Here is a 14,066-nt window from a genome sequence, read left to right as displayed (position 1 = left end):
CGGCGGGCATCAGCCGGACCTATCGCGCCGCTAGCACCGGCCCGGTTTGCTCGTCGCGATAGAGGAGCATCACCGACCCGTCCTCGCCGTGGACGACCCGCACCGGCAACCTGGTCTGAAGCGCGCGCAGGAAGGTTGCGCTGTCGGTCGTGCGGAAGCTGCCGGCGATGCGCAGCGCCGACACACGCGTGTCGCCGATCAGGATCGGCGCGGTGCGATAGCGATTGAACTCGCTCGCCGCCTGTTCGACCGTTTCGCCATCCAGCGCGACCATGCGTTCACGCCAGGCGGTGCGCTGGCCGACCAGCCCTGGGCCTAGCCGGGTCAGCGATATGGCGCGTGGCTGGATCACCGCGCCGCCACCTGCCGCCACCTGTCCGCTGGCGACGCCCCCCGAATGAACCTTGACCGCGCCCTTCGTGACGGTGAGTTCCACCAGCGACGGGCGCATCCGCAGGTTGAACGCGGTGCCGACCGCCTGGAGCACGGCGGCGCGCGCCTCCACGTCGAACGGGCGGGTCGGATCATGTGCGACGTCAAACGCGGCCTCGCCCTTCAGCAGCCGGACCTTGCGGCCATTGGCGGTAAAGCGCACCTCCGCCGCGCTGTCACTGTTGAGGTGAAGGACGGAGCCGTCCTCCAGGGCCACGTCGCGCGTCTGGCCGACCCCGGTTTCGTAGCGCTCTACCCCGTTGAACGTGCGGATGGTGACGATGGCGGCTATGATGAAAAGCAGCACCGCGACTCCAGCGACGATCCAGATGTTGCGCGACAGGCGGCGCTGTTGCTCTTCGCTGACGATCTGCTCGATCGGGGGGAGGGTGACTTCGGCCGCCGCGCTCTTCAGGCGCTGGGCGGCTTCCCACGCGGCCTCGGCGCGGGCGAAGGCGACGCCATGGGCAGGGTCCGATTCGACCCAGGCGCAAATCGCGGCTTCGTCTTGCGGTGTCGGGTCGCTGTTAAGCCTGGCCAGCAGGCGCGCGGCTTCCGCTTCGATCGCGATCCTGCCCGCGCTGTCCGAACCTGGTCCCGACGCCTGCACGTTCGAAGTCCGTTTCCTCACGTTCCGCCCAGGCCCGCATAACTATCGCGATGGCTTTGGCCAGATGTTTTTCAACTGTAGAAACGGACAGGGCCATTTCCTCCGCTATTTCCAGCATGGATTTTTCCTGGATGCGGCGGAGGATGAAGACCCGGCGGCACTGGGTGGGGAGCGACTCGACGATCGCCTCGACCTGCCGCAACGCCTCGCGGGCGTGCAGTTGCGATTCCATATTGTTCTCGCCACCCAGCAGCTCCAGATCGGCGATCGTTTCGAAACTCACCACCTTGTTGCGGCGGGCGGTGTCGATCACGAGGTTTCGGGCGATGGTGAACAGATAGGCCCGACCCGTCGTCACATTCTCCCAATTTTCCGTGGCATAGGCGCGGGTCATAACTTCGGCGACCATGTCGTCCAGCTCGTGGGTGGAGGGCAGGATGCGCCGGAGACGGCCGCGCAGCGCGGCTTCCTGCGGCAGGATGACGGTCTTGAACCATTCCAGCTTTGCCCGAACCCGATGCACGTCGACCCCCTTGATTGTCAGCCGCGCCTCTCCTGCTTTCTTCTGTTTGTCATAGTTCAATCATGCTTGCAGGGGGCTGTCCAGCGGGCAGAAGGCCATTTTTTAACAATCGGCCCGGAAGTTCCGGGCCGACGCAAATTTATTGTGGATATGTGTCCGGCGGCGCACAGTTCATGTCGTCCGCTGCCCTGATGGGGTGTTCAGTCCGGTGGCGGCGGCAGCTCCGCCGGCGCGTTGTCGGGTTGGTCATAGTCCGGGCCGACCGGAGTGATCTCGTCAGGCTCCTCCATCGGCGTCTCGTCCGGGTTGGAGGGCACAGGCATCTCCTGCGGCGATTGCGGCTCGATGATGTCGGGACCGGGAAGGGCGTCTGGGCCGGGGTCGGGGCGGGTCGCCATCATGTCTCTCCTCTGTCATGGAAAGGGGCTACGCACGGGGTGGATGAGGGGTTCCGGGGGGTTCGCCACTATCCCTTGCCTCTTCATCCGCTTTTCTCTATGCCGCGCCGACCGGCGACCGATGCGGGCGTGGCGAAACTGGTAGACGCGCCAGATTTAGGTTCTGGTATCGCAAGATGTGGGGGTTCGAGTCCCTTCGCCCGCACCAGTGCGCCAGGCCCGGAGCATCGCAGGCGCCACCCGGATTCAGCTGAAGAAAGCGTTTGAGAGAAGAGATGCATACTGTCGAGACGTTGAACGAGGGCCTGAAGCGCGCCTACACCCTGACCATCCCGTCAAAAGACATCGACGCCCGCGTCGACAAGGAAGTGAAGGCGATCGCCCCGCAGGTCCGCATGCCCGGCTTCCGTCCCGGCAAGGTGCCCGCCAATCTCGTCAAGAAGATGCACGGCGAGGCGTTGCAGCGCGATGCGCTCAACAATTCGATCCAGGACGGCGTGCAGAAGCTGATCGCCGATCAGAAGCTGCGTCCTGCGATGCAGCCTTCGGTCGAGCTCGGCGAAGGCTTCGAGTTCGGCAAGGACGCGGAGGTGAAGGTCGCGCTGGAAGTGCTTCCGCAGATCGAGGCGCCCAGCATCGAGGGGCTGAAGCTGGAGCGGCTGACCGTGCCGGTCGCCGATGCGCAGATCGCCGAATCCGCCGGCCGCATCGCCAGCCAGCAGGGCGCTCTGGAAGAATATGAAGACGGTCATGCCGCCGCCGATGGCGACACGCTGGTGATCGACTTCGTCGGCAAGGTCGATGGCGAGGCGTTCGACGGTGGCAGTGCGCAGGACATCCGCCTGAAGCTTGGTTCGGGCCAGTTCATTCCGGGCTTCGAGGAGCAACTGACCGGCGTCAAGAAGGGTGAGGAAAAGACCATCGAGGTCAGCTTCCCCGAAGATTATGGCGCGGAGCATCTGGCCGGCAAGGCCGCGACCTTCGACGTGACGGTCAAGTCGGTCCTGAACGGCGACAAGCCCAAGCTGGACGATGAATTCGCCAAGTCGCTCGGTCTCGAAAGCCTCGACAAGCTCAACGAACTGCTCAAGGGGCAGATCGAGCAGGAGCATAATGGCCTCACCCGTACCCACATGAAGCGCAAGCTGCTCGACCAGCTCGCCGCCGCGCATGACTTCGACGTGCCGCCGAGCATGGTCGAGGCCGAGTTCGGCCAGATCTGGGCGCAGCTGGAGCATGAAGCCAGCCACGAGGAAGACCCCGAAGCAGCGCTCAAGGAACTGGAAGCGGAGAAGGACGATTATCGCGCCATCGCCGTGCGTCGCGTTCGACTGGGCCTGCTGCTCTCCGAAATCGGCCAGGCCAATGGCGTGACCGTTTCTGACCAGGAGATGAACCGTCTCATCATGCAGGCCGCGCAGCAATATGGCCCGCAGGACCGCGAACGCTTCGTCCAATATGTCCGGCAGGATCCCATGGCCGCCGCCCAGTTGCGCGCGCCGCTTTATGAGGACAAGGTCGTCGATTTCCTGTTCGACAAGGCCGAAGTCACCGACCGCGAAGTGACGCGCGAGGAGCTGGAAGCCGCGATCGAGGCCGAGGATGGCGACCTCAAGCCCCATGTCCATGGTCCGGACTGCGGCCATGATCACCATGATCATGACCATAAGCCCGCCAAGGCGAAGAAAGCCCCGGCCAAGAAAGCTGCCGCTGAACCCGCCGCCGACGAGGCTCCGGCCGTCGAAGAGGTGAAGGCCGAAGCCCCCGCCAAGAAAGCCTCGCCCAAGAAGGCCGCCGCCAAGAAGGAAGAGACGGTGACCGAGGAGGCTCCGGCCGCCGAGGAGAAGCCTAAGAAGAAGGCCGCTCCCAAAAAAGCGGCCGCCAAGGCGGAATAACGCATCGACAGTATAGCGAAGGCGCCCGGCTTCAGATGAAGCCGGGTATTTTTGTTTGAGTGCCATCCTCCCTGCAAGAAGACGTCTCGCGCGCGGAGCGCGTGACGGGCGGTGTCTCGCGATCGGGAGGGCGGCACCCCATCACCACCGCTTTGTGGCGGTTCCCCTCCTCCCCGCTCAGGGTAGGATCAGAAAGACGGCAGGTTTTTCGGTGCCGCCGGCCTGCGCCTTTTCATTTCGGGCGCGGCATGGCAGACGGAATCTTAATCATGATGCGCCATGTCCGTCGTATGGACGGGGCAGGGGTAAAAGGGCGATGAAGGAATTTCCGGCAGTGAACAGCGAGGTCGCCACCGCCAGCCCCCGCGTTGCTGTGATCCTGCCCTGCTATAACGAAGCCGGGGCGATCGTGCGGACGGTAGAGGATTTCCGCCGCGCGCTGCCGGCCGCCGACATCTATGTCTTCGACAATAACAGCAGCGACGGCAGCCGGGAGCTGGCGGCGGGCGCGGGGGCGATCGTGCGCCGCGTCAGCCAGCAGGGCAAGGGCCACGTCGTGCGCCGCATGTTCGCCGATGTCGACGCCGATATCTATATCATGGCCGATGGCGACGCGACCTATGAAGCCGCTGCCGCGCCGCGCATGGTCGCCGCCATGCTGGAGGATAATCTCGACATGGTTGTCGGCGCGCGTCGCGACGAGGTGGAGGCTGCCTATCGGCGCGGCCACCGTTTCGGCAACTGGGCGCTGACCAGCCTCCTGAAACAACTGTTCGGGCGCAGCTTCACCGACATTCTCTCGGGCTATCGCGTCTTTTCGCGCCGCTTCGTCAAGAGCTTCCCCGTCCTGTCCGCCGGGTTCGAGATCGAGACCGAGATGAGCGTCCATGCGCTCGAACTCGCCATGCCGGTGGCGGAGGTCATGACCGCCTATGGCGCCCGGCCCGAAGGATCGGTCAGCAAGCTGTCCACCTACCGCGACGGCTGGCGTATCCTGCGGACCATCATCACTCTTTACCGCATCGAGCGGCCGGTGCTTTTTTTCGGCGTGATCGCGGCCTTCCTCGCGGCGGCAGGGCTGGGCCTGGCTGCGCCGCTGATCCTCACCTATATGAAGACCGGGCTGGTGCCACGTTTCCCGACCGCCATCCTGGTCACCGGCCTCATGATACTGGCTACGCTGTCGGTGATGTGCGGACTGATCCTCGACACGGTGGTGCGCGGTCGGCGCGAGGTGCGGCGGCTCGCCTATCTCGCTTTCCGCGCGCCGTCGGACTACGCCCTGCGCGACTGATCGGACGGGGGCTCAAGCCCTCTTGAACCCTGTCGCTTTTGTCCCGATGTAGGGTCCGGGCAAAAGCAATCACCCGGAAAAGAGCAACAATGACCGATATCATGTCCGATCCCATGGCCGCGCTGGTCCCCATCGTCATCGAACAGTCGAACCGCGGCGAGCGCAGCTTCGACATTTATTCGCGGCTCCTGCGCGAGCGGATCATCTTCATCACGGGCCAGGTCGAAGATCATATGGCCTCGCTGATTGTCGCCCAGCTGCTGTTCCTCGAATCGGAAAATCCGAAGAAGGACATCTGGATGTATATCAACTCGCCGGGCGGGGTGGTGACGGCCGGCATGGCGATCCACGACACGATGAAATATATCCGGCCTCAGGTCGGCACCGTCTGCATCGGCCAGGCCGCGTCGATGGGCAGCTTCCTGCTTGCCGCCGGCGAACCGGGCAAACGCATCGCGCTGAGCAACGCCCGCATCATGGTGCACCAGCCTTCGGGTGGCGCGCAGGGCATGGCGAGCGACATCGAGATTCAGGCCAAGGAAATCCTGCGGATTCGCCGTCGCCTGAACGATCTTTACGTCAAATATACCGGCCAGACGCTGGAGGCGGTCGAGCGGGCAATGGACCGCGACACCTTCCTGGAGGCAGACGAAGCCAAGGCGTTCGGCCTGGTCGACGAGGTGTTCGATCGCCGCCCTGTCGCAGCGGAATCCAGCGACGCCTAAAGACTATCTTTACCGCCGCGCGTCACTTTCTCCCCTTGTGGAACCGGCGCGCCGCGGTCTAGGATGGCCTTTGGACCAGAAAATCCCTTGCCGGACGTGGTTTCCGTCACGAGCATCCGGCAGGGAAGAGAGAAAAAGCGAATGACCAAGCTTACCGGTTCGGACTCGAAAAGCACGCTGTACTGCTCCTTCTGCGGCAAGTCGCAGCATGAGGTGCGCAAGCTGATCGCGGGGCCGACCGTCTTCATCTGCGACGAGTGCGTGGAACTGTGCAACGACATCATCCGCGAGGAGACCAAAGGCGGTCTCGTCGGCAAGAAGGATGGCGGCGTGCCGACTCCGCAGGAAATATGCGACGTGCTCGATGATTATGTGATCGGGCAGAACCGCGCGAAGCGGGTGCTGTCGGTCGCGGTCCATAATCACTACAAGCGCCTGAACCACGGCTCGAAGCCGGGCGAGGTCGAACTGGCGAAGTCCAACATCCTGCTGGTCGGGCCGACCGGCTGCGGCAAGACGCTGCTGGCGCAGACGCTCGCCAAGACGTTCGACGTGCCTTTCACCATGGCGGACGCGACGACGCTGACCGAGGCCGGCTATGTCGGCGAGGATGTCGAGAACATTATCCTCAAGCTGCTCCAGGCGTCGGACTATAATGTCGAGAAGGCGCAGCGCGGCATCGTCTATATCGACGAGATCGACAAGATCAGCCGTAAGGCCGAGAACCCCTCGATCACGCGCGACGTGTCGGGCGAGGGCGTGCAGCAGGCTTTGCTCAAGCTGATGGAAGGCACCACCGCCTCCGTTCCGCCGCAGGGCGGGCGCAAGCATCCGCAGCAGGAGTTTCTTCAGGTCGACACGACCAACATCCTGTTCATCTGCGGCGGCGCTTTCGCGGGCCTCGAAAAGATCATTGGCGATCGTTTAGAAGCGAAGTCGATCGGATTCGGCGCGCATGTCGCCGCGCCGGAAGAGCGGCGCACCGGCGAGTTGCTGCGCCAGAGCGAGCCTGAGGATCTGCTGAAGTTCGGCCTCATCCCGGAATTCGTCGGCCGCCTTCCGGTCATCGCGACGCTGGAAGACTTGGACGTAGCCGCGCTGGTCAAGATCCTGGTCGAGCCAAAGAACGCGCTGGTGAAGCAATATGGCAAGCTGTTCGACATGGAGAATGTGGAACTGAGCTTCACCGACGACGCTCTGACCGCGATCGCCAAGAAGGCGATCGAGCGCAAGACCGGCGCGCGGGGCCTGCGCTCCATTTTGGAAGCGATCCTGCTCGACACGATGTTCGACCTGCCCAGCATGGAAGGCGTGGGCGAGGTCGTGGTCGACAAGGATGTCGTTGCCGGCACCAAGGAGCCGATTCGCGTGTTCAGCGACAAGGGCAAGCGCGCCGAAGACGCGGCCTGACCTCAGGCAACATAGGTTAGAAGTAGGGGCCGGCGAGGCGATCGCCGGCCTCTTTTTCGTTACGGGCGCGTGCAGCGCACAAAAATTCTTGCCGCGTTGCAAAATTGCACCATGAGCAGGTTTTGCATTTTACGCCTGTATAAGTAGCTGAAATCGCCTTATTTATAGTATGTTTACCCTATACGCGGCACCAGCGGCCGGCAGGTGTTTTTCCATTGTGGCAGCTGTCATGACGCGTTGTAACAAAAGTGCAATCACAGCATCACAGGGGCGTCGCCAGATGCCGCGACGAGGCGGCCGGCTTGAACAAAGCATGACATCCAAGGGCGCGAGACCGTGCCCTCGACGAAAAAGGGACAAGGGTCACATGAAGCAATTTTTGATGGGCAGCGCTGCGATTATCGCCGTCGCCATGCCTGCCGCCGCGATGGCGCAGTCGACGGGGTCGCAAGATTTCGAGAACACCATCATCGTTACGGGCGCGCGCGCCAGCAATGGCGTGAGCGGCGTCGTCCTGCCTGACACCACCAAGGCAAAGGGCGTTCTGACGCAGGAAATCATCGCCAAGCAGGGTTCGGGCAACACCATCTTGAACGCCATCAACCTGATTCCAGGCGTGAGCTTCCAGAATAACGACCCCTATGGCTCGGCCGGCGGTACGCTGAACATCCGTGGCTTCGGCCCGGATCGCGTCTCGCTGACTTTCGATGGCATGCCGCTCAATGACACCGGTAACTATGCGATCTATTCGAATCAGCAACTCGACCCCGAGCTGATCGAGGAAATCAACGTCAATCTGGGCTCGACTGACGTCGACAGCCCTACGGCGGCGGCCTCGGGCGGCACCGTGAACTACCGTTCCATCAACGGTTCGGACGATTTCAAGGCGACGCTGGTCGGCGCGGCGGGTGCGTACGATTTCTTCCGCCTGTTCGGCCTGATCGAAACCGGCGTGTTCACGCCGTTTGGCACGAAGGCGTGGTTCTCCGCATCGACCACGCGCAACGACAATGTCTTCAACAATGTTGGCCAGATCGACAAGCAACAATATAACGGCAAAATCTATCAGCCGATCGGCAGCAGCGGCGACTTCGTCTCGATCGCCGGGCACTGGAACGCCAACCGCAACAATTTCTTCGGGTCGTTGCCGCTGCGCGTCGATACCGATCAAGGGCGCGTTGCCGGTCCGGCTTCCACCAACCGCTACCCGATTAAGCGCGCCGAGCGCTTCTACACCATTCCGGCCTGCTCGCTTCCGGCCGGCGGCCCCGGCGCCCAAGCAGCCGGCTCTTGCGGCACTTTGTTCGATTACCGCTTCAACCCGTCGAACACTGGCAATATCCGCATTAATTCGCGCTTCACGCTGGCGGACGGCCTTATCCTGACGGTCGATCCCAGCTATCAATATGTGAAGGCGAACGGCGGCGGCACGGCCACGGCACGCGAAGGCTTCTTCGACATCAATCCGGCCTCTGGCGCCGCCAATGTGCAGAATGTAACGGGCTATTTTGGGGGTAGCCCTTATTTTGGGCGCGATCTTAATGGCGACGGAGATCTTCTGGATCAGGTCAATGTCCTCGCGCCCAGCCAGACGCAGACCCATCGTTTTGCCGTCATCAGCTCGCTTCGCTATGACATCAATGAATTCAACCGTGTTCGCGTCGCCTACACGTTCGATCACGGCCGCCACCGCCAGACCGGCGAAGTCGGCCTGCTGGGCTCGTCGGGCCGCGCCCTTGACGTTTTTCCGGTTGATGCACCGGAACTGGACGCGAACGGGTCGGTCCTTCAGAAACGGGACCGGTTGTCCTATGCCATCTTGCATCAGGTCTCGGCCGAATATCTGGGTGAATTCCTGGACGAAAAGCTGACCGTGCAGGCCGGCGTGCGCGCGCCCTTCTTCAAGCGCAAGCTCCAGAACAATTGCTTCACCAGCAGCGCGTCCGGCTTCGTCGAATGTTTCGGCAGTGGCGCGACCATCCCGGCCAATATCGGCACGCTCAACCCCGGCTGGGCCGCGCCCCAGAATCGCACCTATAAATATGACAAGGTGCTACCGAGCGCTGGCTTGAACTTCAAGATCACGCCGCAGGCCAGCCTGTTCGCGAACTACAGCAAGGGCCTGTCGGTCCCCGGCACGGACTCGCTCTACAACGCCTTCTTCTTTCCGCGTGACGAAGCTGGCGCGAATCCGCAGCCTGAAACGACCGACAGCTTCGATCTGGGCGCGCGTTATACCAGCCGCAAGTTCCAGGCGCAGGTTTCGCTGTGGTACACCAACTACAAGAACCGCTTGGCATCGTCATACGACCCGGAGCTCAATGCCAGCGTCTATCGCAACCTGGGCACGGTGGAGAAATACGGCATCGATGGCAGCGTCAGCTATACGCCGATCGAATATTTCACCGTTTATGCCTTTGGTTCTTACCTCAAGTCGAAGATCAAGGACGACATCCTGATCGGCGTCTGTGGCAACACGACCGCTCCGGGCTGCACCGCCGTGGGCCAGGAAATCTACGCTCCGACCGCTGGGAAGCGGGAATCGGGCGCGCCAGTTTATACGCTGGGTGGGCGGGCCGAAGTGAATTTCGAGGGCGTCACCTTGGGCGTGCAGGCGAAGCGCACCGGCAAGCGATACGTGTTCGACACCAACGAGCCGACATTCCGCAATGCCGTGGGCGCGCTCACCCCGGTCCAGATCTACGGCGCTGCGGCTCCGGCCTACACGCTGGTCGATCTTGACGCGCGCGTTTCGCTCGCCCGGTTCGGCGCGGAAGGCACCTGGGTCCAGTTCAACGTTAGCAACCTGTTCGACAAATTCTACGTTGGCGGTTTTGGCGGCGGTCTGAACCAGTCCTACACCGTCAATACGGGCGTCTATGGCAGCCCCGGCTTCGTACAGATCGGCTCGCCACGCGCCGTGTCGGGATCGGTGCACGTCAGCTTCTGATTTTTAGCGATATCAAAGCACCGAAAGGGCGGGGCGCATGTCCCCGCCCTTTTCATTTGAGGCAGCGGTCCAGTCCGTCGCCCTGGACCACGCCGATGCGGCGAGCGATGCTGTTGCCGTAGCGGCGGGTGAAGCCGCTCGGCGCGATCGCGGCGCGCTTTTTGGGGAGGGGGAGGACGGCGGCGATGCGCGCCGCCTCCGCCCGCGTCAGCTTGCCCGCGCCATGGCGGAAATAGCGGATTGCGCCGGCCTGCACGCCATAGGTGCCGATGCCGGTCTCCGCGACGTTCAGATACACTTCCATGATGCGGCGTTTGCCCCACACCGCCTCGATGAGGACCGTGAACCACGCCTCCAGCCCCTTGCGGACGAAGCCGCCACCTTGCCAGAGGAACACATTCTTCGCGGTCTGTTGGCTGATGGTGGAGCCGCCGCGTATCCGCCCGCCGCTCGCATTATGGATCGCCGCCTTGGCGATCGCGTCCACATCGAAGCCGTGATGGCGGCAAAACTTCCCGTCCTCCGCCGCGATCGCCGCGCGGGCCATATTGGGGTCGATGTCGTCCAGGCTTTTCCAGTCCTTGGTGATGCCGTTGGGATCGAGCAGCATCGTCAGCGTCACCGGCGGGGGCAGGAAGCGGTAGATCGCGACCATCAGCAGCGACAGGAGGATGAAGCCGCCGATGATCTTGAGCGGGATGCTGAACCAGCGGAAATGGCGGCGGCGTGAGGGGGGGGCGGGGGCTGTCATCCCGCCAAACTAGCTGAGCCGCCGCCGGGTTCAAGCAGGGGCGAGCGTCGACTGCCGTCCGCGATTGATCAGCAGCACGAGCCCCGCGCCGATCAGGCAGAGCAGCCCCGCGCCGATGAAGGCGGGCATATAGCTTGCCCAGACGGTGCGGGCGACGCCGCCGGCCAGCGCCGCGCTGGCCGCGCCGAGTTGGTGCCCGGCAAAGATCCAGCCGAAGACGATATTCGCCTTTTCCGGGCCGAAGCGCTGCGCGGTGAGCTTGACCGTCGGCGGCACGGTAGCGACCCAGTCGAGACCGTAGAAGATCGCGAAGATCGACAGGCTGTAGAGCGAGAAGTCGCTGAACGGCAGGTAAAGGAGAGACAGGCCGCGCAGGCCATAATACCAGAAGAGCAGCCAGCGATTGTCGAACCGGTCGGACAGCCAGCCGGACGCCAGCGTGCCGAAGAAATCGAACAGCCCCATCATCGCCAGCATGGATGCCGCGCCCACCGCCGCCAGCCCATAATCGCCGCACAGCGGGATGAAATGGGTCTGGACGAGGCCATTGGTGCTGGCACCGCAGATGAAGAAGGAGAAGAAGAGAATCCAGAAGGTCGGCACCCGTGCCGCGTCGCGCAGGATGGCGATCGGACTCCGCAGCAGCGCGCCGAGGCTTGCTGGTTGCGGCGGGGCGGGCTGAACCTGGGTCTCGCCATAAGGGGCAAGGCCAAGATCGGCGGGCCGATCGCGCATCAGCAGCAGCACGACCAGCGCCGCGATCAGGATCGCGCCGCACACCAGCAGCAGCGCCGCGCGCCAACCCTGTCTTTCGGTGAGGCCTGCAAGCAGTGGCAGGAAGGCGAGCTGGCCGGTCGCCGTGCTGGCCGACAGCAGCCCCATGACGAGCCCGCGCCGCTGCCCGAACCAGCGCGTCGCCACGGTCGCGCCCAGCACCATCGCAGTCAGGCCGGTGCCGATGCCGATCACCACGCCCCACAGCAGCACGAGTTGCCATAGTTGCGTCATGCCGAGCGAGAGGAGCAGCCCGCCGATGACGATCGATAGCGAAACGAGCATCATCCGCCGCACCCCGAAGCGGTTCATGAAGGCGGCGGCGAACGGCCCGATGCCGCCGAACAGCAGGAAACGGATGGCGAGCGCGCCGCTGATGTCGGCCGCGCTCCAGCCATATTCCTCTTGCAGCGGCACGATGAACACGCCGGGCGCGCCGACCGCGCCGGCTACGACCAGCATGGTGAGGAAGGTCGCGACCACGACCGCCCATCCATAATGGATACGCCGCGCGGACAGGCTGGCGGCAAGCGTGGTCGAGAGCATGGGCATCCCCCTTGGCTGATTTCGGGCTGGCGTTAAATTACGAGTGACATATATAAGGTCAAGATGCCAGTCGGAGCGAAGCGGATATGAAGGTCAGTCGGGAACAGGCCGCGCGCAATCGCGAAGCGGTGGTGCACACTGCTTCGCGCCTGTTCCGGGCGCAGGGCGTCGGTGGGGTCGGGATCGGCGATGTCATGCGCGCGAGCGGGCTCACCCATGGCGGCTTTTATAACCAGTTCGCGTCGAAGGAGGCTTTGGCGGCCGAAGCCTGCGCGGCGGCGCTGGCCAAGAGCGCTGAGCGATGGCGCGCGCTGGCCGGGCAGGCCGACGATCCGGTCCGCGCGATCGCGGACGATTATCTGAGCGCCCGCAATCGCGATTCACCCGAAGCCGGCTGCGCGCTCGTGGGCCTTTGCGCGGACGCGGCGCGGCAGGGCGGAGCGCTGGCCGAAGCGTTCGGCGCCGGCCTCGAAACGCTTGCCGGGATAGTCCAGAACGCCGCGCCGGATATGGATCGCCCCGCCACACTGGCGCGGCTGGCGCAAATGGTCGGCGCGGTCGCCCTGGCGCGCGGCGTCAGCGATCCGGCGCTGTCCGACGACATCATGGCGGCAGCGCGCCAAGCGGCCGGTCTTGGCGGCGCGGATTAACCGCGCCGCGCCAGCAGTTCCTCAATGCGTCAAAACAACCGCATCTGCGCGCCTTCCGGGGGGCGGAAGAGGTCGGTTCGAAGGGCGAGCCTTTCGCCGCCGAGGCCCGCGCGCTTGCGGGCCTTGAGGAAGCGGGTGCGCAGGAGATCGGCCCAGACGCCTTGCCCCCTCATCCGGGTGCCGAAGTTCGGATCATTGTCCCGCCCGCCGCGCAGGTCGTTGATGATCGCCATCACCTTGGCCGCGCGGTCGGGATAATGGGCGTCGAGCCAGGCGCGGAACAGGGGGGCGACCTCATGCGGCAGACGGACGGGGATGTACGTGACTTCGCGGGCGCCCGCCTCCGCCACGCGGGCGATCAGCGCTTCCATCTCATGATCGGTGATGGCGGGGATGACGGGGGAGATGCTGGCGGTGACGGGGACGCCGGCGTCGGCCAGGCGACGGATCGCGTCCAATCGGCGCAGCGGATGGGGGGCGCGGGGCTCCAGCGTGCGGGCAACGGCAGGGTCGAGGCTGGTGACCGAGAGCATGACGCCTGCCAGTCCGTCACGGGCCAGGTCGGCGATCAGGTCGATGTCGTGGAGGATACGGTCGGATTTGGTGGTGATGTAGGTCGGATGCCGGGTTTCGACCAGCACCTCAAGGATGGAGCGGGTGATGCGCCAGTCCTTTTCGATCGGCTGATAGGGATCGGTATTGGTGCCCATGGCGATGGTGGCGACCCGGTAGCTCTTCTTCGAGAGTTCGGCCCGCAGCAGCTTGGCGGCGTCGGGCTTGGCAAAGAGCTTGGTCTCAAAATCGAGGCCGGGGGAAAGGTCATGATAGGCGTGGCTGGGCCGGGCGAAGCAGTAGATGCAGCCATGTTCGCAGCCGCGATAGGCATTGATCGACTGGTCGAAATTGATGTCGGGGCTGGCGTTGCGGGTGAGGATGGTGCGGGAATGCTCGATCGTCACCTGCGTGTGGCGGCGGGGGACCGGGCCATCCAGAGTCTCGACCGCGTCGAGCCAGTCGCCATCCGCCTGCCGCTGGGGCAGGTTGAAGCGGTAGCTTTCGCCGTTCAGAGTCGCGCCACGGCCTTTTTCGATCGCCATGGTGTCAGGAG

At 63.9% G+C, this 14,066-nt stretch carries 12 protein-coding genes and 1 tRNA gene; 7 read left to right on the top strand and 6 right to left on the bottom strand.

The features are described 5' to 3' along the window. Positions 1–19 precede the first annotated feature (19 nt). The 3 genes from ACETPF_RS07850 to ACETPF_RS07840 form a co-directional block, all read right to left on the bottom strand. Complete coding sequence (locus ACETPF_RS07850) at positions 20–1,042, bottom strand: FecR family protein (protein ID WP_373933881.1); 1,023 nt, start codon at positions 1,040–1,042, stop codon at positions 20–22. Beyond that, positions 960–1,565, bottom strand: a complete 606-nt coding sequence (locus ACETPF_RS07845) for a sigma-70 family RNA polymerase sigma factor (protein ID WP_373933974.1) — start codon at positions 1,563–1,565, stop codon at positions 960–962. The genes ACETPF_RS07850 and ACETPF_RS07845 overlap by 83 nt, the downstream gene beginning before the upstream one ends. 200 nt (positions 1,566–1,765) lie before the next feature. Then, a complete protein-coding gene (locus ACETPF_RS07840; protein WP_373933880.1) occupies positions 1,766–1,963 on the bottom strand; it encodes a hypothetical protein in 198 nt (65 codons plus the stop codon). A gap of 123 nt (positions 1,964–2,086) precedes the next feature. On the opposite strand from ACETPF_RS07840, the gene ACETPF_RS07835 reads away from it, so the two are divergent. The 6 genes from ACETPF_RS07835 (at position 2,087) to ACETPF_RS07810 (ending at position 10,237) form a co-directional block, all read left to right on the top strand. Continuing rightward, a tRNA-Leu gene (locus tag ACETPF_RS07835) sits at positions 2,087–2,171 on the top strand. Positions 2,172–2,238: 67 nt separating this feature from the next. Then, complete coding sequence (tig, locus tag ACETPF_RS07830; RefSeq protein ID WP_373933879.1) at positions 2,239–3,858, top strand: trigger factor; 1,620 nt, start codon at positions 2,239–2,241, stop codon at positions 3,856–3,858. A gap of 316 nt (positions 3,859–4,174) precedes the next feature. Then, positions 4,175–5,152 (top strand): glycosyltransferase family 2 protein, encoded by a 978-nt coding sequence (locus tag ACETPF_RS07825; RefSeq protein ID WP_373933878.1) that lies wholly within the window; start codon positions 4,175–4,177, stop codon positions 5,150–5,152. Between the two features lie 89 nt (positions 5,153–5,241). Then, positions 5,242–5,877, top strand: coding sequence for an ATP-dependent Clp endopeptidase proteolytic subunit ClpP (gene clpP, locus ACETPF_RS07820; protein WP_328274229.1), 636 nt, complete (start codon positions 5,242–5,244; stop codon positions 5,875–5,877). Between the two features lie 141 nt (positions 5,878–6,018). Then, positions 6,019–7,287: an ATP-dependent Clp protease ATP-binding subunit ClpX gene (clpX, locus tag ACETPF_RS07815; RefSeq protein WP_373933877.1), complete on the top strand. Its 1,269-nt coding sequence runs from the start codon at positions 6,019–6,021 to the stop codon at positions 7,285–7,287. Between the two features lie 367 nt (positions 7,288–7,654). Continuing rightward, positions 7,655–10,237 (top strand): TonB-dependent receptor, encoded by a 2,583-nt coding sequence (locus ACETPF_RS07810; protein WP_373933876.1) that lies wholly within the window; start codon positions 7,655–7,657, stop codon positions 10,235–10,237. Between the two features lie 52 nt (positions 10,238–10,289). Here ACETPF_RS07810 and mtgA read toward each other — a convergent pair whose 3' ends face one another. Together mtgA and ACETPF_RS07800 are read right to left on the bottom strand one after the other, a co-directional pair. Beyond that, positions 10,290–10,988 (bottom strand): monofunctional biosynthetic peptidoglycan transglycosylase, encoded by a 699-nt coding sequence (gene mtgA / locus ACETPF_RS07805; RefSeq protein WP_373933875.1) that lies wholly within the window; start codon positions 10,986–10,988, stop codon positions 10,290–10,292. 30 nt (positions 10,989–11,018) lie between these two features. Next, positions 11,019–12,308: an MFS transporter gene (locus tag ACETPF_RS07800; RefSeq protein ID WP_373933874.1), complete on the bottom strand. Its 1,290-nt coding sequence runs from the start codon at positions 12,306–12,308 to the stop codon at positions 11,019–11,021. A gap of 86 nt (positions 12,309–12,394) precedes the next feature. Here ACETPF_RS07800 and ACETPF_RS07795 point away from each other — a divergent pair, with 86 nt between their 5' ends. Then, positions 12,395–12,958, top strand: coding sequence for a TetR family transcriptional regulator (locus ACETPF_RS07795; RefSeq protein WP_373933873.1), 564 nt, complete (start codon positions 12,395–12,397; stop codon positions 12,956–12,958). A gap of 29 nt (positions 12,959–12,987) precedes the next feature. Here the strand turns inward: ACETPF_RS07795 and ACETPF_RS07790 are convergent, their stop codons facing one another. After that, complete coding sequence (locus tag ACETPF_RS07790) at positions 12,988–14,055, bottom strand: PA0069 family radical SAM protein (protein WP_373933872.1); 1,068 nt, start codon at positions 14,053–14,055, stop codon at positions 12,988–12,990. Between the last annotated feature and the right edge of the window lie 11 nt (positions 14,056–14,066).

It is taken from the genome of Sphingobium agrisoli, assembly GCF_041877245.1.
Lineage (GTDB): Bacteria > Pseudomonadota > Alphaproteobacteria > Sphingomonadales > Sphingomonadaceae > Sphingobium.
The sequence above is the reverse complement of the archived record's forward strand: the minus strand, read 5'-3'. Positions and strand labels throughout refer to the sequence as shown.

What these genes read in the sequence shown, in the direction of transcription:
- ACETPF_RS07810 (WP_373933876.1), top strand. Translation starts at nt 7,655, where the DNA reads ATGAAGCAATTTTTGATGGGCAGCGCTGCGATTATCGCCGTCGCCATG.
- clpP (WP_328274229.1), top strand. Translation starts at nt 5,242, where the DNA reads ATGACCGATATCATGTCCGATCCCATGGCCGCGCTGGTCCCCATCGTC.
- tig (WP_373933879.1), top strand. Translation starts at nt 2,239, where the DNA reads ATGCATACTGTCGAGACGTTGAACGAGGGCCTGAAGCGCGCCTACACC.
- ACETPF_RS07790 (WP_373933872.1), bottom strand. Translation starts at nt 14,055, where the DNA reads ATGGCGATCGAAAAAGGCCGTGGCGCGACTCTGAACGGCGAAAGCTAC.
- ACETPF_RS07840 (WP_373933880.1), bottom strand. Translation starts at nt 1,963, where the DNA reads ATGGCGACCCGCCCCGACCCCGGCCCAGACGCCCTTCCCGGTCCCGAC.
- clpX (WP_373933877.1), top strand. Translation starts at nt 6,019, where the DNA reads ATGACCAAGCTTACCGGTTCGGACTCGAAAAGCACGCTGTACTGCTCC.
- ACETPF_RS07795 (WP_373933873.1), top strand. Translation starts at nt 12,395, where the DNA reads ATGAAGGTCAGTCGGGAACAGGCCGCGCGCAATCGCGAAGCGGTGGTG.
- mtgA (WP_373933875.1), bottom strand. Translation starts at nt 10,988, where the DNA reads ATGACAGCCCCCGCCCCCCCCTCACGCCGCCGCCATTTCCGCTGGTTC.
- ACETPF_RS07800 (WP_373933874.1), bottom strand. Translation starts at nt 12,308, where the DNA reads ATGCTCTCGACCACGCTTGCCGCCAGCCTGTCCGCGCGGCGTATCCAT.
- ACETPF_RS07825 (WP_373933878.1), top strand. Translation starts at nt 4,175, where the DNA reads ATGAAGGAATTTCCGGCAGTGAACAGCGAGGTCGCCACCGCCAGCCCC.